This is a genomic window from Pseudomonas sp. ChxA (assembly GCF_030263855.1).
GTDB lineage: Bacteria > Pseudomonadota > Gammaproteobacteria > Pseudomonadales > Pseudomonadaceae > Aquipseudomonas > Aquipseudomonas fluorescens_CB.
In genome coordinates this window covers 4947961-4972002 of sequence record NZ_JARPMK010000001.1, presented here as the reverse complement: position 1 = coordinate 4972002, position 24042 = coordinate 4947961, and the positions used below count along the sequence as shown (strand labels likewise).

The 24042-nt window shown below is 59.0% G+C and carries 17 protein-coding genes and 2 tRNA genes; 2 read left to right on the top strand and 17 right to left on the bottom strand.

Translation table 11 applies throughout. From position 1 onward, the window contains the following. Positions 1-4: 4 nt before the first annotated feature. The 8 genes from P5706_RS22185 to P5706_RS22150 all read right to left on the bottom strand — a co-directional run bounded on the left by P5706_RS22185 (position 5) and on the right by P5706_RS22150 (position 9173). Entirely contained in the window at positions 5-1237 is a 1233-nt protein-coding gene (locus P5706_RS22185) for a M20 family metallo-hydrolase (protein ID WP_060766794.1), read from the bottom strand. Further along, on the bottom strand, positions 1234-2040 hold the full coding sequence (locus tag P5706_RS22180) for an amino acid ABC transporter ATP-binding protein (protein WP_060766795.1): 807 nt from the start codon (positions 2038-2040) through the stop codon (positions 1234-1236). The genes P5706_RS22185 and P5706_RS22180 overlap by 4 nt, the downstream gene beginning before the upstream one ends. Positions 2041-2044: 4 nt before the next feature. Next, positions 2045-2692, bottom strand: a complete 648-nt coding sequence (locus P5706_RS22175; protein ID WP_060766796.1) for an amino acid ABC transporter permease — start codon at positions 2690-2692, stop codon at positions 2045-2047. Then, positions 2692-3351 carry an amino acid ABC transporter permease gene (locus tag P5706_RS22170; RefSeq protein WP_155717084.1) on the bottom strand — a complete coding sequence of 220 codons (660 nt, stop codon included), beginning with the start codon at positions 3349-3351 and terminating at the stop codon, positions 2692-2694. Before P5706_RS22170 ends, P5706_RS22175 begins: the two co-directional genes overlap by 1 nt. 7 nt (positions 3352-3358) lie before the next feature. Beyond that, complete coding sequence (locus P5706_RS22165) at positions 3359-4207, bottom strand: transporter substrate-binding domain-containing protein (RefSeq protein ID WP_042558395.1); 849 nt, start codon at positions 4205-4207, stop codon at positions 3359-3361. 945 nt (positions 4208-5152) lie between these two features. Continuing rightward, positions 5153-7585, bottom strand: a complete 2433-nt coding sequence (locus P5706_RS22160) for a TonB-dependent siderophore receptor (RefSeq protein ID WP_285681842.1) — start codon at positions 7583-7585, stop codon at positions 5153-5155. 78 nt (positions 7586-7663) lie between these two features. Continuing rightward, a complete protein-coding gene (locus tag P5706_RS22155) occupies positions 7664-8647 on the bottom strand; it encodes a FecR family protein (protein WP_285681840.1) in 984 nt (327 codons plus the stop codon). Between the two features lie 7 nt (positions 8648-8654). After that, positions 8655-9173, bottom strand: a complete 519-nt coding sequence (locus P5706_RS22150; RefSeq protein ID WP_285681838.1) for a sigma-70 family RNA polymerase sigma factor — start codon at positions 9171-9173, stop codon at positions 8655-8657. Between the two features lie 200 nt (positions 9174-9373). Here P5706_RS22150 and P5706_RS22145 point away from each other — a divergent pair. Together P5706_RS22145 and P5706_RS22140 are read left to right on the top strand one after the other, a co-directional pair. Next, positions 9374-9449: transfer RNA gene (locus tag P5706_RS22145), tRNA-Val, on the top strand. A gap of 19 nt (positions 9450-9468) precedes the next feature. Beyond that, positions 9469-9545, top strand: a tRNA-Asp gene (locus P5706_RS22140). Positions 9546-9706: 161 nt separating this feature from the next. Here the strand turns inward: P5706_RS22140 and P5706_RS22135 are convergent. From P5706_RS22135 to P5706_RS22095, 9 genes are all read right to left on the bottom strand, one after another. Beyond that, positions 9707-11038, bottom strand: coding sequence for a M10 family metallopeptidase C-terminal domain-containing protein (locus P5706_RS22135; protein ID WP_285681836.1), 1332 nt, complete (start codon positions 11036-11038; stop codon positions 9707-9709). Between the two features lie 260 nt (positions 11039-11298). Next, positions 11299-11994: a response regulator gene (locus P5706_RS22130; protein WP_200434597.1), complete on the bottom strand. Its 696-nt coding sequence runs from the start codon at positions 11992-11994 to the stop codon at positions 11299-11301. Next, entirely contained in the window at positions 11991-14642 is a 2652-nt protein-coding gene (locus P5706_RS22125) for a DUF4118 domain-containing protein (protein ID WP_285681834.1), read from the bottom strand. The genes P5706_RS22130 and P5706_RS22125 overlap by 4 nt, the downstream gene beginning before the upstream one ends. 133 nt (positions 14643-14775) lie before the next feature. Continuing rightward, positions 14776-16845, bottom strand: coding sequence for a potassium-transporting ATPase subunit KdpB (gene kdpB, locus P5706_RS22120; protein ID WP_285681832.1), 2070 nt, complete (start codon positions 16843-16845; stop codon positions 14776-14778). Positions 16846-16856: 11 nt separating this feature from the next. Beyond that, positions 16857-17504, bottom strand: a complete 648-nt coding sequence (kdpC, locus tag P5706_RS22115; protein ID WP_285681830.1) for a potassium-transporting ATPase subunit KdpC — start codon at positions 17502-17504, stop codon at positions 16857-16859. A 10-nt stretch (positions 17505-17514) separates the two neighbouring features. Next, positions 17515-19221, bottom strand: a complete 1707-nt coding sequence (gene kdpA, locus P5706_RS22110; RefSeq protein ID WP_285681828.1) for a potassium-transporting ATPase subunit KdpA — start codon at positions 19219-19221, stop codon at positions 17515-17517. A gap of 107 nt (positions 19222-19328) precedes the next feature. Continuing rightward, complete coding sequence (gene kdpF / locus P5706_RS22105) at positions 19329-19403, bottom strand: K(+)-transporting ATPase subunit F (RefSeq protein WP_256666301.1); 75 nt, start codon at positions 19401-19403, stop codon at positions 19329-19331. A 1499-nt stretch (positions 19404-20902) separates the two neighbouring features. Next, positions 20903-22066: a catalase family protein gene (locus P5706_RS22100; protein WP_285681826.1), complete on the bottom strand. Its 1164-nt coding sequence runs from the start codon at positions 22064-22066 to the stop codon at positions 20903-20905. Further along, positions 22063-23874: a di-heme-cytochrome C peroxidase gene (locus P5706_RS22095; protein ID WP_285681824.1), complete on the bottom strand. Its 1812-nt coding sequence runs from the start codon at positions 23872-23874 to the stop codon at positions 22063-22065. Before P5706_RS22095 ends, P5706_RS22100 begins: the two co-directional genes overlap by 4 nt. Between the last annotated feature and the right edge of the window lie 168 nt (positions 23875-24042).

The window sequence follows — 24042 nt, the reverse complement described above, 5'->3', positions numbered from 1 at the left end:
GGGTTCAGGGTTGTTCTGCAAGTGCAACCAGGCTCCAGGCCAATGCCTGGGCGCCTGCTTTCAATTGCGCGGGATCTGTGAATTCCTTCGGGTTGTGGCTTATGCCGTCCCGGCTGGGTACAAAAAGCATTGCTGTAGGACAGTGCTCCGCCAGATACATGGCGTCGTGGAAGGCGCCAGAACGTATCGATTGCCAAGTCAGTCCTGTGGCTTCGCAGGCGTTCTCCAACACATTGATGACCTGATGATCGAACGCGGTCGGGCTGTGGCTGAACAGGCTGGTCAGTTCGGCGTCGGCAGGCAGGCAGGCACTCAGGGCATTGTCGAAGGCGTCGAGTACCGCCGGATCGGCGTGGCGGAAGTCGATGCTGAAGATGGCTTCACCGGCAATCGTATTAATTGCATTGGGCGAGACGTTCCAGCGTCCGAATGTCAGGCGCTTGTCGTCACCGGCCAGTCTTTCGGCCAGCGCGTCGATGCGGCCGAGGGATTCCATGGCAAGCAACAACGCATCGTGCCGCATGTGAGTCGGCGTGGTTCCTGCGTGTGCCGAAGCACCCTTGCAGCGCACTTGATACCAGCGCACGCCCTGAATACCGGAAACCACTCCCAGCGGGACATTGGCTTGCTCCAATACCGGGCCTTGCTCAATGTGCAACTCGACAAAGGCGTGTGTGGCGATTTTCTCGCGCTGCGGCAGATCGGCAAAGCGCAGGGCGTGAGCGTCCAGTGCCTCTCCTACCGAGATACCCGCGGCGTCAAGGTTTTTTCTATAAGTCTCCAGTCGTACCGGGTCCACGTAGGCGCTGGAGCCCATCGCTCCTGGACTGAAGCGGCTGCCTTCTTCGTTAGTCCAGACCACCACTTCGATCGGGCGACGGGTGCTGACGTTGAGTTCTGCCAACGCATACAGGCATTCAAGCCCGGCCATCACCCCGTAACACCCGTCAAGCTTGCCGCCTGTGGGTTGGGTGTCTATGTGGCTACCGGTCATCACTGGCGGTAAGTCTTCACGGCCTTCGCGGCGGATGAACAGATTGGCACTGGCGTCCGTCCACACCTTGCAGTCCAGCTTTTGGGCTTTTTCAATCAGCCAGGCGCGGGCCAGGAAGTCCTCTTCGGACAACGCTTGACGGTTCATTCCGCCATCGATGCCGGGCCCGAAGGTTGCCAGGGTCTCCAACAAACGCTGCAATCGTTCCGATGAAACGGCTTGCATCACTTGATCGGCAATCATGGGGTCACCTGCACGCGTGGAGTGAGGCTGCGGTTAAACCAGGGGCTGAGAAACTGCTGTAAGCGTTCCGTCTTTGGTGCCTGGAACAGTGCCTGCGGAGTACCGGTTTCAATTATTTTTCCTGCTTCCATAAACACCACCTGACTGGATATCTGTGCAGCGAAGCTCATTTCATGGGTCACCATCACCATGGTCATGCCATCGTTCGCGAGGCTGCGAATGACCTGCAGCACTTCCTCAACCAGTTCAGGGTCCAGCGCCGAGGTCGGTTCATCGAGCAGCATCAACCGCGGTTTTACCGCCAGTGCCCGGGCAATGCCGACTCGTTGCTGTTGTCCACCGGAAAGGCGAGCGGGGTACGCGTCCGCCTTGGCGCTCAGGCCGACACGTGCCAGTGCCTGATCAGCCAGGTTGCGCGCCTCGGCCTTGGCGATTTTCTTGCCGAGTACCAAAGGCGCCATGACGTTTTCGCGCACGGTCATGTGCGGCCACAAATTGAATTGCTGGAACACCATGGACAGCGGGTTGCGCACCTCATCGATCTTGGCTTCGCTGTCGCGGTCGGCTTCACGTCTGCCCGGCCCGCTGTAGCCCAGCAGTTGACCATCGATCCATATATCTCCCTCGTCATAGCGCTCAAGGAAATTCATACAGCGCAGGGCGGTGGTTTTTCCTGACCCTGAAGGCCCGATCAAAGACACGATTTCACCGGCTTGTACGCTCAGGTCAAACTCACTGAGCACGCGGTGCGAGCCATAGGATTTGCCAACGCCACGCAAGTTGAGAAGCGGAAGGGTATTCATCTGTTCAGCCTCGTAGATGGCGTGTCATGCGCCGCCCCAGTGCGCTGGCGACAGCCGCGACCGACGAGGTCAGCAGCCAGTAGCTCAACACCAGCAGGGCGTATGGCAATACGTAGGAAAAGGTAGTTGATACGATGCGTCCGGCAGTCATGGTCAGCTCTGGCACGGTAATGATCGAGGTGATGGCGCTTTCCTTGATGGTCAGGATCACCTGATTGCCCAATAGCGGGAGGGCGAATGCCAGCGCTTGCGGCGCTTGTATGTGCCAGAACACCCGGCTGCGCGAAATGCCATGCACCCGCGCTGCTTCTACTTGACCGCTGGGCACACTGGCCCAGGCAGAGCGGAACAGCTCAGCAAAATAAGCAGCGCTGTATAACGCCAGCGAGAGGATGCTTGCCTCGACGGCTTCCAGCCGCAGACCGATGACTGGCAGCCCGAAATAAATAACCGCGAGTTGCGCGAGAAACGGCGTCCCGCGGATCAGCCATACATAAACGCGATAGATCGCCAGAAATCCCGGGACCGCAATGCGCAATGCGTTGAGCCCGAAGCCCAGCAGTAAACCCATGGCAGCAGCAGTCAAGCTAATACCTAGCGTGATCAGCAGTGCATCGGCAAAATCCGGTAGATAACTCAATAATTCTTGCATCACTTGAGCTCCTGCCAGCGACGTTCTAGCAGGCTGCCCAGCACGCTCAACAGGCTTGTCAGCACGAGATAAAACAAACCCGCCACCAGATACACCTCAAGCGGGCGGTAAGTCTGCGAAACCAGCTGCTGGCTGACGCGCATCAAATCAGTGATGGAAATGACCGAAACCACGGCTGAAACCTTGATCACATCGATCAACTCGGAGATCAGCGCGGGTGAGGTGAGGCGCAACACTTGTGGCAGTTGGATATGAAAAAGCGTGTTGTATTTGCCGATGGCAAACACGGCCGCCGCTTCCATCTGGCCCTTGGGGATTGCGGCGAAACCGCTGCTCAGAATCTGCGACTGATAAGCCGCCGTGTTCAGCGCTAGGGCTACAGCAGCAGCCACCATGGGTGGCACATCCAGGCCCAGGGCTGATGGGAGATAGAACAGAAGCAGCAGCTGCGCCAGCATGGGCGTGCCACGAAAGAAACTGACATACACCCGGGTGAATGCTCTGCCGGCAGGGCTGCGACCATTGGCAATCAGATGAATTACTACGCCGAGAATGAAACCCAGCAGCATGCCGATGGCGCACAACCACAATGTGGTTGTTGCACCGTCGATCAAGGCAGGCCAATAGAGCGCGAGACGGCTGCTGAAATCATTCATCATCAGCGGCTCAGATGCTCGGTACTGGCATAGCATCAGCAGGCAAGTCCATGGTGAAACCAAACCACTTATCTTGCAGCGTCTTTAAGGTGCCATCTTTTCCTGCACGGGCAATGCCCTCGCTAAATAGCTTCACCAGGCTTGCGCTGTCAGCATCCTTGCGACCGACCCAGCCGAAATACGTCACTGGACCGACCATCTCCGGCAACGTTGTGAACAGCCCTGGACGAGCTTTCATCAATGGGCCGAGGTTGGAAAGCGACTGTGCCACGCCATCGAGACGACCATTGGCCAGATCCGCATAAGCTTCATCGAAGCTCACATACTCTTTGATCCGCTTGAGGCCCGGTTGGCCTTCAGCTTTGAGCTTGGTGTCCAGTGCTTGTAGCACTGCCAGCTGGCCGGAACCTGCCTGAGAGCCAATCACCCGACCGTTCAAGTCGGTCAATGCCTTGATATTGTTATCGTCGGCGCGCTTGAGCAATGCAACGGTGGACTCGGCAATGGGGACGGTAAAGGCGAATTGCTCAAAACGCGCTTTATTGACTGTCACTGATGTCACGACGAAGTCGAATTTACGGGTATCCAAGCCTGGCAAAATCCCCTGGAACGGTAGATCGAGCTGGCGCACCTTAACGCCGGGCAAGTCAGCATCCAGTACGTAATGCATCAGGTCTGCGCCATAGCCGACAATCTTGCCATTTTCTACCGACTCGAACGGCGCGAAACGCGCCTCGGTGGCAACGACTATCTCGTTTTTCTGCTTGATGCGCTGCAGCAAATCGTCTGCGTGCGCTAGAGAAATACTGCACAGCGTGACGAGCGACAGCGAGAGTGCTTTTAGAGTGAAACGCGTCATTGGTATTCCCCTTGAATTCCTCAAAATGTTATTCAAGTAACTTGAATAATAATACAAGAGCATGAAGCGTGCCAGGAGTTAGCTTGCGCGAATAGGGGCGTAGGAGAGGATGGGAAGTCGGGAGAGGTGCGCTAATTGCGTGCGATAGCAGGTGTTACGCATTGATGTGGTGCGCAGTGTGTGGTTGGTGTCTGTAGTGCTTGGATGTGCCGGCGCTGCTCGGGTGCTTGTTCGTGGGGCGGGGGGAAGACGCAGTGCTTACATATGCCCTAACGAGTAACTATTCAGAGCTCGAAAGCAGTCGGTCACTAATGGCAGCTTTGGTCTGCTTGAACGCCTTGGCACGCTTTGCAGGGTTGGAGAGAGAGACGGAAGTTTGAACTCTGAGACGGCAGGCTACGATTGCGAGGCATTCGATTGAAACCGAACGCATGATCATTGACCTACAGTGATTAGGACGGAATGTCCGCAATTGGCCGATTTCTGGCTTTAGTCAACTGCTTTACGTAGAGCCGCTGCAACGGTAATGGGCAATGCTACATCTGGCTGGGATCAGTCGACCACTACATAGCGACTGGGTTCCGGCTCCGAGGTTTTGACGTTACCAAGACGTATCAGTTGCTCGCGAACGTCAAGCTTGTCCAAAGTAATCTATTCGGGCCATTCAGAGAGTCGCTGAGCATCGTAATTCCCAACTTGAAATAATGAGTACATAATCAAGTCCATCAGCGGTATGCTGAGCGACAGAAAGCTGAAGCTTTCAATGATTTAGAGGATGAGTTATGATCCCGTCCGCTGCGCCATATTCGGTAACCTGGAACACTGAACGCCAGGTCACCACAGAAAGCCCGCTCATTGAGCGGGCTTTTTGCTGTCCGGGGTTTGTAAAACCAAAAAAACGCCGCCGATCATTTCCGATGATCGGCGGCGTTTTTTATGGGTGGGTCAGAAATCCCAACGTGTTGTCACCATCACGTTGCGCGGCTCGCCATACGCGGCGGAGTTATAGAAGCCGATATTGGTGTAGTAGGACTTGTCGAAGATATTGTTGAGGTTCAGCGTCGCCGACACGTTCTTGGTCACCTGGTAGCGGGTCATCAGGTCAACCAGCCAATAAGCGTCCTGGGAGAACTCTTCATAACCCTTGTGCGGGTTGTTGTAGATATCCTGCCAGCCCACGCTCTGCCAGCGCACACCGCCGCCGACGGTGAGCTTGTCCAGGTTGCCCTTGAGTTTATAGGTGGTGTACAGCTTGACCTGGTCCTCGGGCTCGAAGGTGGAAATTTTCACGCCCTTGTCATCGCGCACAACCTTGTGGGTGTACCCGGCCTGTAACTGCCAGCCTGGGGCGATCTCGCCGGACACTTCCACTTCGTAGCCCTTGGTCACCGCTTTGCTGCTTTTATAAGCGTAGTTGGACGGTATCGGCGTCTGGTTGTTGTACTCGTCGTCGGAGAGCGCACGGTTGGATTCGTGGATTTCAAAGTAGGCGGCGCTGGCGTTGAGGCGGCCGTCGAGGAAGTCGGCTTTCAGGCCAAACTCCCAGTTCTGGCCCTCGTCCGGTTCAAGCAGTTTGTTCTCGCGGTCGCGGTTGTAGTTTTCCTGCGGCATGAAGATATCGGTGTAGCTGGCGTACACCGAGTAGGTGTCGTTCAGGTCATAAATGGCGCCCACATACGGCACGAACCGCCCGGACTCGCGGTAGCTCGGGTTGTTGCCGGTGACCTGGTAGTTGACCACGCGCCCGCCCAGCAGCAGCTTGAGGTCGTCGGCGAGGTTCAAGCGTGTGGTGACATAAGCGCCGGTCTGGCGCACGGTGTCGTCGATCAGTGATTGCGCGCTGCCCCAATCCGGCATCGTGGCGTGGCCGCGCCAGTGGTTGAAGTCGACGGTATTGGGGGCCAGGTTCCAGTAACCCTTGCCTTTCCACTCCGATGCGCTGATGGAACCGCCCAGTACCAATTCATGCTCGCGACCGCCGAGGCTGAACGGGCCGCTTACATACAGGTCGGCCGAGTCGCTGACGGTGTCACCGGTGTATTTGCCGGAGGTGAGGTTGGCCGTGCCGTCGGGCTGTGGCTGGTCGCCCTGGATCGAGCCCATCAGCGCGTGGTAGCCATTGATCTTGTGATCGAGTTGCAGCTTGCCGACCCAGCCATCACCCAGGTCATGCTCCAGCATGGCGAACACGGTGCGGGTGTATTGCTCCCAACTGCTCCAATTGGCGGCGTTGTTGAACGAGCGCTTGACGCTGTTGCGCTCGCCTTGGGAGTTGATCAGCGGGAAGCTGCCGGACCATGACGAGGCGGTCGGCAACGTGTCCTGATAGTCGCCGCCCACGGTCAGCAGGGTGTCGGGTGACAGGTCGAACTCCATGATGCCGTAGTACGTCGGGCTCTTGCGCGAGTAGCGGTCCATGAACGAGCGCTTGTCTTGATAGGCCGCGACAGCCCGTCCGCGCACATTGCCGCTGTCGGTCATTGGGCCGCTAACGTCCAGTTCGCTGCGGTAGTTGTCCCATGAGCCGGCACCGAGGGTAGCGTGGCCCTGAAAGTCGGCGGTGGGTTTTTTGCGCACCAGGTTGATCGTCGCTCCCAGTGAGCCGGCGCCGGTGAGCAGACCGGTGGCGCCTTTGAGCACTTCCACGCGGTCGTAGATCGCCATGTCGCTGAGGGTGTTGCCCGCCGAGTAGGCGACGTTGCGCGCGGTCGAAGGAATGCCGTCGTACTGGAAGTTATTGATCGAAAAGCCGCGCGCGTAATAGTTGCTGCGTTCGGTGTCGAATGCCGACACGGTGATGCCTGGGGTATGGCGCATCACGTCGTCGACGTTGTTCAGGCCAAAGTCATCCATGTGCTGGCGGGTGACCACACTCACCGATTGTGGGGTTTGTTTCGGCGTCAGTATCAGCCGCGTCGAGGTGGCGATCGTACCGGGCGTGTAGGAGCCGGTGCCTTCGGTGACGTTACCCAGTTGGGTGGCAGTCACCTCGGTGGGGCCTAGCTCCATGGTGCCGCTGCTCGCCGTCGTTATGGCCTGCAGTGTGTACCCTTGGTTAACCTTGACGGCGCGGTAGCCACTGCCTTGCAGCAACTGATCAAAGCCATCCTGTGTGGCAAAGTTGCCCTTCAAACCGGGGCTTTGCAGGCCTTCAAGTGCCTGGGGCTGGAACACAATCGCCACGGCGGCCTGCTGGGCAAAGCGGTTGAGCGAAGTGCCCAGCGGCCCGGCGGGAATGTCGTAGGCTTGGGCGGCGACGTTGACCGTATCCGCCTGCGCCAGATGAGTGCTCAGGGTAGTCGCGGCAAATATAGCCAGGGAAAGCGGCGCACTTTTGAGCAGGCCAAAGCGCCCGCGTGGGTCAGAAGGGGTGTGCATGGTCAGGGCAATCCTTTACGTGTCGAATTACCTTGCTTGACGGGCAACCCCGAAAAAACCGGAAGCAAATGCGAATAATTATTTATAGGGCGCTGGTTCAGGGCTCACAACCATCAACCAAGGTGTGAAGTGGCGAACCTTGATCGGCAAGGTTTGCGCCAGCAATTGCAGGGCTTGATCGCTGTCATCCAGCGGGATGACCGCCGATACCCGCAGGTGTTGCAGGCTGGCGCGATCAAATTGCAGATAGCCGGCCCTATGGCGGGCGATTTCATCCAGCACTTCGGGCAACGGTCGGTTTTCCACCACTAACTGATGGCGGCGCCAGGCTTCGTTGACGCTGGCCGGGTCGATACGGCCGCTCAGGCGCACTTCGTTCGAACTCATCAGCGCCTGCGCGCCGGCGTCCACTTCCACTGTCTCCTGGGCATTCGTGCTGTGCGCCGCCACGCGCGACTGCAACATGCTCAGTACGGTGACATCCCCCTCACGCTTGACCACAAACCGCGTGCCCAGCGCACGCAGCGTGCCTTGCGGCGTTTGCACGATAAAGGGCCGTGCGCTGTCATGGGCGACTTCCACCAGGATCTCGCCTTGCAGCAATTCAATCCGGCGCTGTTGCTGATCGAAATGCAGGTTCGCCGCGCTGATGCCGTTCAAGGTGAGCGTCGAGCCGTCCGCCAGTTGCAGGGTTTGCCACTGACCTGGGCCGTTACGCACATCGGCCATCCACTGTTGCGGATAAGGGCTGACAAGCAACGCCGCCGCAGGAATTGCGAGGCTGCATGCCAGCAGCAGGGCGCGTACCGTGTTTTTTCCGCGCCCCGATTTGTGCTGAGCAAATGCTGCGTTGAGTGCCGCCCGCGCGGGTGATTTTTTTGCGCGCAACGCCTGCATCCGCGCAATCACGGCTTCCATGCGCGCAGCGGCTGCGGTGTATTGCGGCCCTTGTTGCTTCCAGCGCTCGAACGCCGTGCGCTGGGCTTCGCTCACGTCACCTTCGTGCAGGCGCAGCAACCATTGCGCTGCTTGTTCTTCGATCTGTTGGAGGGTGTCAGGCATGCGCGGGTCAGGTGTCCATGCTATGGCTGCAATGCACCAGTGCCTGGATCAGGTATTTGCGCACGGTGCGTTCCGACAGCTTGAGCTGGCGGGCGATTTGTTGCTGGGTCATTTCTTCCAGGTAATACAGCACAAACGCCTGTCGCGAGTATTCGTGCATGCCTTCCAGAATAAATGCGATGTGCTCGAGCGCTTCGAGGGTGGTGTGGATTTGCTCCGGCGACTGGAAACCCTCCAGCGCGTCCACCGTGAGCGCCAACTCTTGCAGGTAAGCCTGCTCAATCTGTTTACGCCGCGCCTGATCGATGAGCAGGCGCCGCGCCGTGGTACTTAAATAAGCACGCGGTTCACGAATGCTTGCCACGGATTCTCGGGTATTGAGAATTCGCGCAAAAGTGTCCTGCGCCAGGTCGGCTGCGTTCTGGCGGCAACCGAGTTTGCGCCGCAACCAACCGAGCAGCCAGCCGTGATGCTCACTGTAGAGCAGGGTTATTTCCCGTTGGAATGGCGGTTCACCCACAGACATAGGCGCGGCTCAGGTGTTATTGAGAATGGTTTTTAATTGTGCCGCCAAGCAGTGTATAAACGCAATAGAGTCGCATTTGGCGGCTTGAAGCCCCGTTTTTCGGGGCGCGGAGGGCGTTGCAGAAATTATTTTAAATAAATTGCATTTAAATCAAGACATTGCAGATTTTTGGTGTATTATGCCGCCCACACCGAAGCGAAGGGTGATTAGCTCAGCTGGGAGAGCGTCTGCCTTACAAGCAGAATGTCGGCGGTTCGATCCCGTCATCACCCACCATTCGTTTCAAGTGTTACGCGCAGCGGTAGTTCAGTCGGTTAGAATACCGGCCTGTCACGCCGGGGGTCGCGGGTTCGAGTCCCGTCCGCTGCGCCATATTTGGTTACCTGGAACACTGAACGCCAGGTCACCGCTAGAAGCCCGCTCACTGAGCGGGCTTTTTTTTGCAAAAATTTTAGTTAATTCTCCAGTCTCTCTGGTTTTCGCTTAACGCTACGTCAGCAAGATGAAGTTATTTGCAGGTTTTCCGCCCATTCTTATTTCTTTGTGATGATGTCGCTCATTTGGATGCCGTCCGCACGCACTTTAAAATTCGGCTCAGAAGGATGGGCACTGTTGTACACGGACCAATACCTCACATAGGATTGATTATCGATAGTTTGAATGTCAAAGTAGGGCGCATGGTCAGTGAACGTTCCTTCATAACCCGTCGAGGCAAAGCCGCTGATATCCACCTTATCTATACCGCTTTTAAAGTTATGGAGGGTGTCGGTATTTTTGGGCGTAGAGTCCCATGGGTTATTAAAAATAACCGTGTTTTTGCCGCTGCCTAAAACGATTGAATTAGTGACGGTGTTCGCAATAATCGTATTAGTACCGGTACCGGTTTCAATATTTTCAATGTGCGTGCCTCGCGCAATGGCGACGTTATTGGTGAACCCACCAAGGCTAGAGAATGTGCCATGGTTTAAGTTGATGTGTTGATCGTGTGTGTCTTTGTGTGCCAATAGGGTTTCTTTATTTGTGTCCCCGCTGGCTATTGTCATTGTGACGGGCTTGTCACTTTGAAGGATAGTGTTTGCATCGTAGTCTATTTCCAGTAATTTATTCCTGCTCTCACTGTTTGTGCCGTACCTTAGCGTTAGTGCGCCCATATCATGCAGCTGGGCGCGCGTGACGTAATTGCCGTGAAAGTCGTGGCCCGTTGCTGTTTCCGGGACAGTGCTGAGAAGGCTGTAACCTAAAGAGTCTGTAGGATTGGCAGGCTTATTACTCTTATCGTCAGGATTCGGATGAGGCAAGCCCAGCGCATGCAGTAGCGCGTGAGCAAGGGCGTGGCCTCCACGGTTACGGCCGTTGGCTTTTAAATTCCGTGCATCGCCCCTGATGTAGGCTTCGGCAGGTTCGTCCGGCGAATCCGGAGTGTGTGGAGTGCTAGGGTTTTCTGGAAAGTTAACCTGAACCAAGTTTTTCCCGTTGGATGGAACCGGGGCGAAGTTGCCGAAATTTATTCGGCCATCGGGTTTTTCCAGTGTACCTTTTTCATGGAATACCAGGTTTGTTTCGAGGCTGATTTCCGTCATTTGATCAATCAGTTCCTTTTTCTGCTCAGCGCTCAGTGCTGAGTGACCGGTAAGTCCAAGTTTCCTGAAGTAGTTGTCCGGGCCGGCGGAAAAGTCCACTTCGATATCTATTTTTCCATTGCCATCCTTGTCTATCCAGCGCGAAGAGCGCGAGGACAAATTATCGACACCGCTCCAGTAGGTATCAGCGGCAGTACGCGTATCCGGATCAGTTTGCAGAGTGGGTAAATTCTCTACCTGAGTCGCAGTCGGGGGCAGCATTGGAACAGAGGGATTGACCTTCATAGTGATCACCTGGCAGCTAGCGGTATACGGTAGTTTGGCTGAACACATCCAGTCTATGAGGAGTATTTGGCGTTATGGAAGATTCGAATCGTTAGAGAGTATTTCTTCGCGGAGGCGCACTTTTCAAGCAATAGATTCGGTAAGTTGGAGCGCTGGTTTGAGAGATTTCCTATGTTTAACGCGCGTAAGTTTAGGTTCAAATAGTGTGAGTATTTTTGTCAGTGACTTTTGTTAAGTTTGGAATAAGGCGGTGCCCATCATCAGTTGACACCCATCAACCGATACCCCACCTGCAACTCGGTAATAAAGTACTGCGGCTGTGCCGGGTCCGCCTCCAGTTTTTGCCGCAAGTGCGCCATGTGCACGCGCAAATAGTGCGGGCGGTCGATGTAATCCAGCCCCCACACCTCCAGCAATAACTGCCGATGGGTGAGCACCCGGCTCTGGCCGCGAATCATCGCGCATAGCAGGCGGTACTCAATGGGAGTGAGGTGCACCGGCTGGCCCTGGCGCCACACTTCGTGGGTCGACAGGTCCACTTCAATTTCACCAAACGCCACCTTGCTGGTCGCCGCTACGGCGCCGGTCTGCGCGTGCCTGCGCAATTGTGCGCGGATGCGTGCGAGCAATTCGGGCACGCCGAACGGCTTGGTCAGGTAATCATCGGCACCCGCGTCCAGGGCGGCGACTTTTTCTTCTTCCCGATCGCGCGCCGACAACACCAGAATCGGCACCGCCAGCCAGCCCCGCAACTCACTGATCAGTTGCTTGCCATCGCCATCGGGTAAACCGAGGTCGACGATCACCAGGTCCGGTTGACGGCTGGCGGCATGGATCAGCGCGCGTTTGACGCTGTCGGCTTCGAACACCTGAAAACCTTCATCTTGCAGGGCGATCCCGACAAAGCGGCGGATGTTGGCTTCGTCTTCAACAATCAAAATGCGTGCAGTGCTCATAGGGTTTCCATGGGCGGCGGGGTGCCGGCCGGTAAGGTGATGATGAAGTGCATGCCGCACGTCTCAAGCGGGTGGGTGTGGATATGCCCGCCATGGGCTTCAACGATACGTTTGGCCAATGCCAGGCCCAGGCCGATGCCGGTCACGGACGATTCCTGTTGGCCGCGCGCGAAAGGTTCGAACAGGTTGGCGGGAGCCTGGCCTGGGCCGTTGTCGCTGACCTCCAGCACAATGCAGTCCGAAACCTGGCGGGCGGCGACGGTTATGAGGGTGCCCGCCGGTGTGTACTTGGCGGCGTTATCCAGCAGGTTGACCAGCACTCGCTCGATCAGCAGTGCGTCGATGTCCACCAGCGGCAACTGCGAATCCAATAGGGTTTGCACACTGTGGTGTGCCAACGGCTCACGCAACTGACGCAAGGCGCTGCCGACGATTTCTTCCAGCGAATGCCACTGCCGGTTCAGGCGCACGCCGCGCTCTTGCATGCGCGCCATGTCGAGCAGGTTTTCGATCAGCCGCTGCATCGATGTAGCTTGTTCATGGATGCCGTGCAGCAATTCGGTCAGCGGGCCTGGCGGGGCGTGGGGCAGGGCGGTGTCGGTGGCGCCGATCAGGGTGGTCAAGGGCGTGCGCAAGTCGTGGGAAATCGCCGCGAGCAGGGTGTTGCGCATCTTCTCGCCTTCCATCTGCACCAGCGTGCTTTGCGCCACTTCGACGAAATGCACGCGCTCCAGCGCAATCGCCAATTGGCTCATGCAGGCTTCCAGCAGGCGGCGTTCCTGCGGGTCGCTCAGACGTTCGCTTTGGGCCAGTTCCAATACCAGCACGCCGCGCACGCGCATCGGCGCTTTAAGTGGTAAGTAGCAACCTTTGGCTGCCGACAAGGTATCGGTGCCATGGCCTGCGGCTTGGCCGTGGTCGTAAGTCCATTGGGCGATGCTGTCGTCAATCGGCAAGCCGCTTGCACTCACGCTGTGTACGCCATCGGCGGCGTCCGGCAGCGCCAGGCCGACCCGTGCCTCGAACACGCCACTGAAGGTGCGCAGCGCGACTTCGCTGATGTGCTCTACGGTCAGTGCCGCCGACAAGTCGCGAGCCAGCCGCGCCAAAGAGGTAGCGCGCCGTTCGCGCGCGGCCGCCGTGCGTGCTTCATGGCGCAGGCGGGCGGTGAGTTGCCCGGTGATCAAGGCGATGCCGAGCATCAGCGCAAAGGTGAAGAAATACTGAGTGTCATTGACGGTGAACGAGTAGCGCGGCTGTACGAAAAAGAAGTCAAAACACAGCACCGCCAGCATTGCCGCCCACACGCCGGGGCCGCGTCCATAACGCAGGGCCACCAGCACCACGGTGAGCAAAAACAGCATGACCACGTTGGCCAGGTCGAACACTTGCAGGAGCAAGGCTGCAACGGCGCTGGCGGCGAAACAGGCGAGTGTGGCCGACAGATACGCCAAGGCGCGGCCGGGCGTCGGCGTCGGTTTTTCGCTGACCGGCGCAGGCCCCGGCAACAGGCCGTGGGCAATCACGATCTGATCGATTTGCGGGTGATGGCGGCTGATCCGGTCGCTGACCGACTGATGCCAGAACCGCCAGGCCCGACGTGGATGATGGCCGAGCACCAGACGATTGGCGTTGTGTTCGCGGGCGCAGGCGGCCAGGGCTTCGGCGACGTCCATGCCCGGCAGCGTCGCGGTATCGGCGCCGAACTCACTGGCCAGGCTCAGGGTTTTCATCGCGGTGAGGTAACGCTTGGCGCCGTTGCCTTGGGCTGTTGCGACATGCACGACGATCCAGTCAGCCTCGAGCTTTTGCGCCAATCGTGCAGCTTCGCGCACCAGGCGTTCATCACCGGCGTCGCCCGCCACCCCCACCAGCAAGCGTTCGCGGGCCGGCCACAAGGCTTTGATCGACTGTTCGCGACGGTATACGCGCATTTGCGCGTCGACCCGATCCGCCGTACGCCGTAGCGCCAGCTCGCGCAGGGCCAACAGGTTGCCCTTGCGGAAAAAATGTTCTGCGGCGCGCTCCGCTTGCGGGCCGAGATAGACCTTGCCGTCCTTCAAGCGTTGCAGCAAGTCGTCGGGCGGCAGGTCGATCACCACCACGTCATGGGCGTTATCAAACACATGGTCCGGCACGGTTTCGCGCACGCGAATGCCGATGATGCCGCTGACCAGATCATTCAGGCTTTCCAGGTGCTGGACGTTGAGCGTGGTCCATACGTCGATACCGGCGCTGAGCAGTTCTTCGACGTCTTGCCAGCGTTTGGGATGCCGCGAGCCAGGCGCGTTGCTGTGGGCCAACTCGTCCACCAGCAATACGGCGGGCTGCCTGCGCAACGCGGCGTCGAGGTCGAATTCGCTGAGCGCAAAATCGTGGTGCAGCAAGGCCGCGCGGGGCAGTTGCTCCAGGCCGTCGAGCCGCTCGGCAGTCTCCGTGCGGCCGTGGGTTTCGACTACGCCGGCAAGCACATCACGGCCCAGGGCGACTGCGCGTTGCGCCGCCGCGAGCATGGCGCAGGTCTTGCCCACCCCGGCATTTGAGCCGAAGTAGATACGCAATTTGCCGCGCAAGGCGGCTTGTTCTTCGAGCTGTACCCGCGCGAGCAGGGCGTCGGGGTCGGGGCGTGCGTGGTTGAGTGCGGGCATGTTCTTCCTGATCAATACAACACAATTAACTGTGGGAGCTGGCTTGCTTGTGATGGCGGTGTGTCAGTTGAAACTTTCTTGGCTGGCCCATCGTTATCGCAGGCAAGCCAGCTCCCACATTGGGTTTGTGGTGTTACACCAAGCCCAATCCACTCAGCAGCATGTCGATCACCTTGATCCCCGCAAACGGCACCAGTACGCCGCCCAGGCCGTAGATCAACAGGTTGCGGTTAAGCAACGCCGCCGCGCCGATGGCCCGGTACTTCACACCGCGTAACGCCAGCGGAATCAACGCGACAATGATCAGCGCGTTAAAAATCACCGCGCTTAAAATTGCCGAATTGGGGCTGCTCAGGTGCATCACGTTCAAGGCGCCAAGCTGTGGGTAGGTGGCGACAAACGCCGCCGGGATGATTGCAAAGTACTTGGCTACATCATTGGCCACGCTGAACGTGGTGAGCGCGCCACGGGTCATGAGCATCTGTTTGCCGACCTCGACCACTTCGATCAGCTTGGTCGGGTTGCTGTCGAGGTCGACCATGTTGCCGGCCTCTTTGGCCGCCTGGGTGCCACTGTTCATTGCCACGGCCACATCGGCCTGGGCCAGCGCGGGTGCGTCGTTGGTACCGTCGCCGGTCATGGCCACCAGCTTGCCCTGGGCCTGGTAGTCGCGGATCAGTTGCAGCTTGTCTTCAGGGCGGGCTTCGGCGAGGAAGTCATCGACACCGGCTTCCACCGCAATCGCGGCGGCGGTCAGGCGGTTGTCGCCGGTGATCATCACGGTCTTGATGCCCATGCGCCGCAACTCGGCGAAGCGCTCCTTGATGCCGCCTTTCACCACGTCCTTAAGCTCAACCACGCCCAAGGCTTTGGCACCGTCGCTGACCACCAGCGGTGTGCTGCCGCGCCGCGAGACTTCATCGACCTTGGCCTGCAACGCCGCCGGGAAACTCCCGCCCAGGGCTTCGATATGGCTGCGAATCGCATCCGCCGCGCCTTTGCGAATGGCCCGGCCTTCGGCCAGGTCGACGCCGCTCATGCGGGTTTGCGCGGTGAAGTGCACAAAGCGTGCGCCGAGGGCGTTGATGTCGCGCGCGCGGATGTCGAATTTCTGCTTGGCCAGCACCACAATGCTGCGGCCTTCCGGGGTTTCGTCCGCCAGTGAGGCGAGCTGCGCAGCGTCAGCCAGTTCGGCTTCCTTTACGCCCGGAGCCGGCAAAAAGCTGCTGGCCTGGCGATTGCCCAAGGTAATGGTGCCGGTCTTGTCCAGCAGCAACACGTCGACATCACCCGCCGCCTCGACGGCACGGCCGGAGGTGGCAATCACATTGGCCGACATCATGCGGCTCATGCCCGCCACGCCGATGGCCGAGAGCAGGCCGCCGATAGTGGTGGGGATCAGGCACACCAGCAACGCCACCAATACCGTGGCGCTGATCACGCTGCCACTGCCGCTCATGGCCACGGCGAAGATCGAGTAGGGGCTCAGCGTGGCGATCACCAGCAGGAACAACAGGGTCAGGCCCACCAGCAGAATCGTCAGCGCAACTTCATTCGGGGTCTTCTGGCGCTTGGCCGATTCGACCATCGAGATCATGCGGTCCAGGAACGATTCGCCGGGGTTGACGCTGATGCGCACCACCAGCCAGTCCGACAGCACCCGCGTGCCGCCGGTAACCGAGGAAAAGTCGCCACCGGCCTCGCGGATCACCGGCGCCGATTCGCCGGTAATTGCGCTTTCATCCACCGAGGCCACGCCTTCAATCACCACGCCGTCCAGCGGCACCAGATCACCGGCTTCGATCAGCACCACGTTGTCCTTGCGCAGCAGGCTGGCCTCCAGCGGCAGCCAGGCCGCACCGTGGCGCGGTTGCTGCAGCAACTTGGCCAGGGTCTGGCGCTTCATGCCGCGCAGGCTCGCGGCCTGGGCACGGCTGCGACCTTCGGCCAGAGCCTCGGCGAAGTTGGCGAACAGCACGGTAAACCACAGCCACAAGGTGATGCTGAGGATAAAACCGCTGGGCGCCTCACCCTTGCCGCCCAAAGACTGGAACCACAGCAAGGTGGTGAGCAGGCTGCCCAGGTACACCACGAACATCACCGGGTTTTTCCACTGGGCCTGGGGCAGCAATTTCTTCAGTGCATCGACGCCGGCAGTCAGCACGATGCGCCGGTCAAACAGAGGTAAACGAGGATTTTTCATGGAGGAATCTCTTACTCACTGAGCGCAATAGAGGGCTGACGCGCATCCAGCGCCACGTTGAGTTGCAGCACATTCACCCGGGGCTCGCCGAGCAGGCCGAAGGTGCGTGCGGCGGTGTGGTCGTTGAGCAGTTGCAGCAGTTCGGGTTCGGCGATGTGCCGCAAGCGCGCCACCCGTGCCAACTGCAGCCGGGCGTTGGCCACCGAGATATGCGGGTCGAGGCCGGAAGCGGAGGCGGTAACCGCGTCCACCGGCACCGGGGCGTCAGCGGCCAGGCCGTTATCCTGGCGATAGGTTTTGGCGCGTGCGGCCACCTGGTCGAGCAGTTTTTGACTGGTGGGACCGAGGTTGCTGGCGCCGCTTGCGCCTGCGTTGTAGGGCTGCGGCACGCTTTTGCTCGGGTCTTGCGGATCAGCGCCGAGGGTCATGCTCGGGCGGCCTTGGAAGTACTCGGGCTTGGTGAAGTTCTGGCCTATCAGCGTGGAGCCGATGACCCGGCCATCGCGTTCAATCAGCGAGCCTTGAGCCTGGAACGGGAACAGCAGTTGCGCGGCCACGGTGGTGAACGCCGGGTAAGCCAGCCCGGTCAGCAGCATAAAAAACACCGCCGACACCAGCACCGGGCGCAGCAGCCCTTTGAAGATTGATTGAGTGGTCATCAACATGTCCTTAGTTGTAGGTCTGGCCGGACAGCAACTGCAGTTGCTCCACCAGCGGGCCAAGCGCGAGCGCGGGCAAGAAGGTCAGGCCACCGACCACCAGCACCACGAACACCACCAGCAACATGAACAGCGCGGTGGCGGTGGGGATGGTGCCGGCGCCGGCCGGCACGGTTTTTTTCATCGCCAGAGAACCGGCCACGGCGAGCATCGGCAGCATCGTGAAGAAGCGCCCGATCAGCATCGCAAGGCCAATGGTGGTGTTAAAAAACGGGGTGTTGGCATTCAGCCCGGCGAACGCCGAACCGTTGTTGGCGGTGCCTGAGGTGTAGGCGTACAGCACCTCGCTGAAACCGTGCGGGCCGAGGTTGTTGAGGCTGGCCAGGGTGTCCGGCCACAGGGCGGCGAGGGCGGTGAAACCGAGGATGCTGATCGGGTGCGCGAGCACTGAGAGCATTACCAGTTTCATCTCGCGGGCCTCGATTTTCTTGCCGAGAAATTCCGGGCTGCGGCCGATCATCATGCCCACCAGGAACACCGTAAGCAGTGCGTACTGGATCAGGTTGATAAAGCCCACGCCGTCACCGCCGAACACGCAGTTGAGCATCATCTGCGCCAGGGGCACGAAGCCGCCCATGGGCGTCAGCGAGTCGTGCATGGTATTGACCGAGCCGGTGGTGGCTGCCGTGGTGGTGGCGATAAACAGGCTACTGTCGGCAATGCCAAATCGCAGTTCCTTGCCTTCCATATTGCCGCCACTTTGCTCGATCGACAGCGCCTGGTTGGCGCCGGCTTGAGTCAGCAACGGGTTGCCGGTTTGCTCGGCGCCATACACCAGCGCAAGAAAGCCGATAAACATCACCAGGAAGGTGCCGAAAAACACCCAACCCTGACGGCGTTGCAACAGCATGCTGCCAAAGGTGTAGGTCAGCGCCGAGGGGATCAACAGCATGCTGAGGATGTGCAGGATGTTGGTCAGCGGCGTCGGGTTTTCGAACGGGTGCGCGGCGTTCATGCTGAAGAAACCGCCACCGTTGGTGCCGATATGCTTGATCGATTCAAAGCTGGCAACCGCGCCGACGATCAACTGTTGTTGCGCGCCTTCCAACGTTGTCGTCAGGGCCTGGGAGGCGAAGGTTTGCGGCATGCCTTGCCACACATATACCAGCGCCATGCCCACGCACAGCGGCAGCATCACGCGGTAGAGCGTGCGGGTGAAGTCGACCCAGAAGTTGCCGATATCGGCCGAGCTTGAGCGGCTCAAACCGCGAATAAAGCCAGCGGCTGCCACCACGCCGGACGTGGCACCGACAAACATCAAAAAGGTGATGACCGCCATCTGGCTGAAGTTCGACAGGCTGGTTTCGCCTGAATACGCCTGCCAGTTGGTGTTGGTGATAAAGGACGCGGCGGTGTTGAACGCCAGGTCCGGGGTTTGCGCAGCCAGCCCCAGTGGGTTAATCGGCGTTACCGCCTGCAGGCGCAGGATGATGTAGCCCAACAGCATCATCGCCGCGTTCGACAGCAGCAGCGCTGAACCGTAGCGGCCCCAGCTCATGGTTTCCAATGGGTTGATGCCCAGCAGGCGGTAGGTAAAACGTTCCGGCAAGGCATGGCGGTTCCCGGTGAATACCCGGGTCAGCCATTTGCCCATGAGCACGGCAAGCGCGGTCATCAACCCCAGGACCAACGCAAATTCCAGCAAAGTGCTTAGCATGTCGTGGCTCCGTTCAAAGCTTGCCCATGGCGACAATGGCCATGGCAGTCGCAATAAAAAACACCAGGGAGAGGCCCATAAACATCACGTCGTACATGGCGGGCTCCCTAGAACTTTTCAGCGCGAATGAGGGCGTAGCCCAAGTAAGCGAACAGCCCCACGGCGCAAACGCCGCTGGCCACGTAAATGAAGGTTAGTGTCAGCACGGTGTAACTCCCCTTGTTGAGTAAGCCGGGGAGGTTAGGCGCTCTTGTATCAAGCTCAGGCACTGATTACGGCGGGCGGTATTAAGACGGTATATAGAAGGTTTTAATCTGGGCGCACGAAAACAAGGGATAGCCCGCAGGTGGCTGATCCCTTGAAAGTCTGGGGTTCTGCTGATTTCGTTGATCAGCTTATTTGGCTTTCTTTTTCTTTTCGCTGCGGGTGGCGAGGTGTTCGAAACAAAACGCGGCGGTGCCGAAGAGCGCAATCATTGACAGGACGACCATGCCTAAAGTTGAACTTTCCACGATGACTTCCTACGGGTTTTGGGGGTAGGAAGTGACGGTAGATTTTGGGGATTAGTTGTTCAATAGAGGCGACGTAATCGTTATGGGGAACTTGGGATTTATACGGATTCTTTACGGTGACTGGCTTTTCTGTGGGGGCAGACTTGCTTGCGATGTGCATGGGGACCTCCACAACGTTAACGTTGAGGCGGTCTTGTTGGGCTGGGCGGTCGGGGGGCATATCCGTTATTTAGGTAACGGCGGCCTATGGTTCCGCTCTTACAGCGGGTCACTTTTGTAAAGACACAAAAGTAACCAAAAAGTCTTCGCCCCAACACTCGGTGCCTCGCTATGGCTCGGCATGCCCGCAATCCGACAGTGATTTGGGGGGCCGCCGCCACGCGCCATCCATGGCGCGGGGCGGCTAAACCGGCATCCCTGCCGGTTTACCCCCCAAATCCCTGTCGAATTCCGGCCATCGTGTTTGACGGGGCGATTTCAGATCAAGATCAAGATCACAAGCGCAGATCAAAAGACCGCTGACTTCGTCATCGAAAAGGATGTAAGGGCCAGAGCAACAGCAACAGCAACAGCAGAGCCATACTCGGTCAAAGGTGGGAGCTGGCTTGCCTGCGATGGCATCAACTCAGTGTGCCTGATGTACCGAGGTGTGTGCATCGCAGGCAAGCCAGCTCCCACAGAAAAGCAGCTCTTCAGTGTATGCAAATCCGATTTTCGCTTTTCGCTTTTGATCTAACCACTCAGGTCGGCTTTCAGGCCGCCGTGCTGTAGATCTTGATCTTGATCTGCTTTTGATCTGAGACGCCCCGTTAACCACGATGGCCGAACGCAGGCTTGAATCCGTGGGTAACCCGGCAGGACGCCGGGTTAGCCGCGCTGGGCCAAGGATGGCCCATCGCGGCGGCCCACGGATTCAAGCCGGAGTGAGGGCACACCGAGCCTAAGCGAGGGGCCGAGTGGTGGGGCACAGACCTTTTGATTACTTTTGGCTGGGCCGGCATTCCGGGCGTTTGCCAAAAGTGACCCGCTGTAAGAGCGGAACCAATAGAAGCCATAACCGCAGCAACGGATATGTACACCGAAACACCGCCATCGCAGGCAATCCAGCTCCAACCTGTTGACCGAGTGTTGCTTTCAATGGTCAGAGCGACTGGCGGCAGCCTCTCTGCTTACAAATTCCGACTATGCCGATAGTCGCTCACCGCCTCATACACCGCCTTGCGCAACCGGTTAATCCCCCCAATCGGCCGATGCTCCTCCAGCCCGAACCATGGGTTGAACGACTGGTTATCACAGGCAAGATTCAGCGCGGGCGTATCAAAGTCCTGCGCAGGAATCCGCACCTTGGCCACCGTCTCATAGGTTGCATCGCTTTCCTTCCATTCGATGCTGGTGTCTTCAATCGGCATGAATTTCTGCGGATTTTGCCGCTGAATCTGCAACACAAAACACGCGGGCACGCGGTCGGTGGACAGCTGCTGGTTGAGTGCACTGCGCAGAAAGTTCGGCAGGTCCTGATTCTGCTTGGGCAATACATATTCCGGGCAACTCTGCGGGTCGGGTGCTACACGAAACTTGGCATTTGCCGCGCCAAATTTGTAGGGGGAAACCGAAAAGTACGTCGTCTGCGTCGGGCTCGCCGGTGCGGGTGCCAGGGTGGCCAGGGCGATAAACAGGTGGCGCACCTGCCAACTGCGCGGGTCGGCTTTAGGGAAGAACGCCAACACCTTTTTGCCGTCAGCCTGGGCACCGATGTTCTGCGCGTATTCGGCCACATCACTGACAAAAAAGTTCGCGTGGCTGAACATCACAAAGTCTTGTTCGGTGCGCGTCTGTTGGTCGGCCATCAATTGTTTGCCTGGCACATCCAGCAGCTTGATCGCCATGCCCCGCGCATCGCGGATGCTGTCGAACTGCGGGTAGGCGTTGCCGTTGGACAGGCGCATCTGCGCCTGCCAGGTCTTGCCCGGTTCAGCGAATACACCTTGGCGCAGCGCCGGGTCGAGGTCGGCGAGCACGCTGACTTCCGCCTTCACACAGCCGTGGGCCTTGGCATGCGCGTCACGCAGGTAGCGCGTGCCTTCGCGATGCTGATCGACGATACGTACGGCCGTCTGGATGATGCCTTGGGTCATGGCGGTTTCGCCGGGCGGGATCTGTTCATCCGGCGACACTGGGCCGCTATGTTGCCAGGCGAACCAGGCCGTGGCGATCAGCCAGCCCAGCAGCCCCAAACCTACCAGCCATAGCAGGGTTTTACCGAGAAAGGCACCCAGGCGCAGCCAGAGGCGTGCGAGCAGCGAACGTTGGTTGTATTGAGATCGGATAATCATGGCAGTGTTTGCTCCAGCGGGCCGCCCAGCACTTTGAGGTATTCCAGCAGCGCCCAGCGTTCCTGCGGCAGCAGGCCACGGCCGATCACGCCATTGCCACGCTTGCCATCACGGAATTCGTGACCGCTGTTGTGGTTGCCGGTGATTTTTGTATCGAACAAAAACGCGTTTTTGAACGCACTCGTTTCAAAGCCCAGGTGACGTGGGTCGTAGTTGAACGTGCCTTTGTAGAAGGTGGTGCTGCGTTCGTCCTGGGGCGAGAGCAATTGATAGATCGTCGGCACCGAGCCGTTGTGCAGGAATGGCGGTGTGGCCCATACGCCGGCCAGCGGTCGGGCCTTGTAGGCGCGCAGTTCACGCACGCCGATGGGCAGGCCAAAACCATCCAGGCCTGGGCGTTCGGCCGGGGTTACACCGGCGGCACGGTAGGCGTGTGCTTCGACGAAAGCAGTGACGTAGGCCAGGCCTTGGGCCACGGACAGGTTGTGTGGGTCCAGCGGTGCGGTGGGCGTGGGGTGCAGTTCGACATTGAGCTTGGCCAGTTCCGCCGGGTCCCACTGCAGGGCGCTGAGGTCATAGCGCTGGTCGGCGATGTTATTGGCCGTGCCTGGGTCGGTACCGATGTAGTCCACGGGCAGCATCTTCAGTTGCTGCACCGGGCGGCCGTTTTCCTGCGTGACTGCCGGCACATGGCAACCGGCGCAATTCTCGGCGAACAGCGCACGGCCTTGAGCGGCGAGAGGCTTGTCGATGGCACCGAACAGGTCTTGCGGCCAGGTCGGCGGCTTGAGGCGTTGCAGGGTTTCTTCGATCCGGTTGAGGTCGCGCACGCGCACGCTGGAAGGGTAGCGGGCATCGCCCTGAAGGGGTTGGCCGGCCGCGTCGAAAAAGTTCAGGGTGGCGCCCACGCCCAACGCCTCGCCGATGTTGCGCGCCATGGGCTGCTGGGCCGAGCCGTTCCATTGCACCCAGTCGAAGGTCCAGATGTCCCACAGGTGCGGGTAGTCCACCGGCGCATTGGCGACCCGGTAGTTAGCCGGCGAGATGGCGTCGCCAAAGCTGGCATTGGCGATGCGACCAAACGCGTCAGTGCGGCCCGGGCCTTCTTCGGTAGGGTAGAGGCCGCGGTGCGTGTCGTTCCAGGCGACTTTAAGGAACTGGTTCAGCGACTGCTTGAAGTCCTGACGCAGCTGTTGCTTGTTGTGATCGTCATAGTCGTGGCCGAGCACGTTGTGGGCGAAGCGATCGAACTTCCAGGGCAGGTAATAGGTGGCGGCGAGGCTGGCAACCAAGGCCTGGCCGAAGCTGCCACCGCGCAAGGTCGGTACGCTGGACGGCAGCACATGCTGGGCCGAGCCGCCGTCGATGCGCAGCGCCTGGTTTTTGAAGTGCAGTTCGCCGGTGTGGCAGGCGGCGCAGGTGATGTCCAGGTACTGCACCTGGCTGCCGGCGTTCTGGTGCCGGGCGAACCCCACCGGCAGGTTGCCGGGGTTTTGTGCGCTGGGCACCTGCTTGGGGTCGACCAGAAAGCCGAAGCGCGCCAGGTAGTCGGGCGTGGCAAAACGCTGGTCCGAGAACGGCAGCTCCAGGGTGGTGAACCAGTCGTAATGCAGGCCCTTTACTTGGGTGCCCTGGGGCGTGAAGTAGTAGGTCTGGCGATCGGCTTCGCTCCATTGTTCCTGATAGTGCACCTGCTCCACGGGCACGTAGTCCGGCAGCTTGGGGTTGAGGGTGTAATAGAGCACCACGCCCAGCAGCAAACCCAGGGCGAGCAATATCAGAAGTAAAACACGGGAAAAAATGCGCAAGATGGCTATCCTTGTCTCGGCCTTGTCGAGTTGTAGCGTTCTTATGCCATTGCGTCACAGGTGCGGCAAGTGGCCAGCAGCCTGGTTGCGAATGGTCCCGCGATCCTTCGCGGGCCTCCATAATGAATGAAAATGCTTTTAAACACGTGAACTTATCAGAAGTTTCCT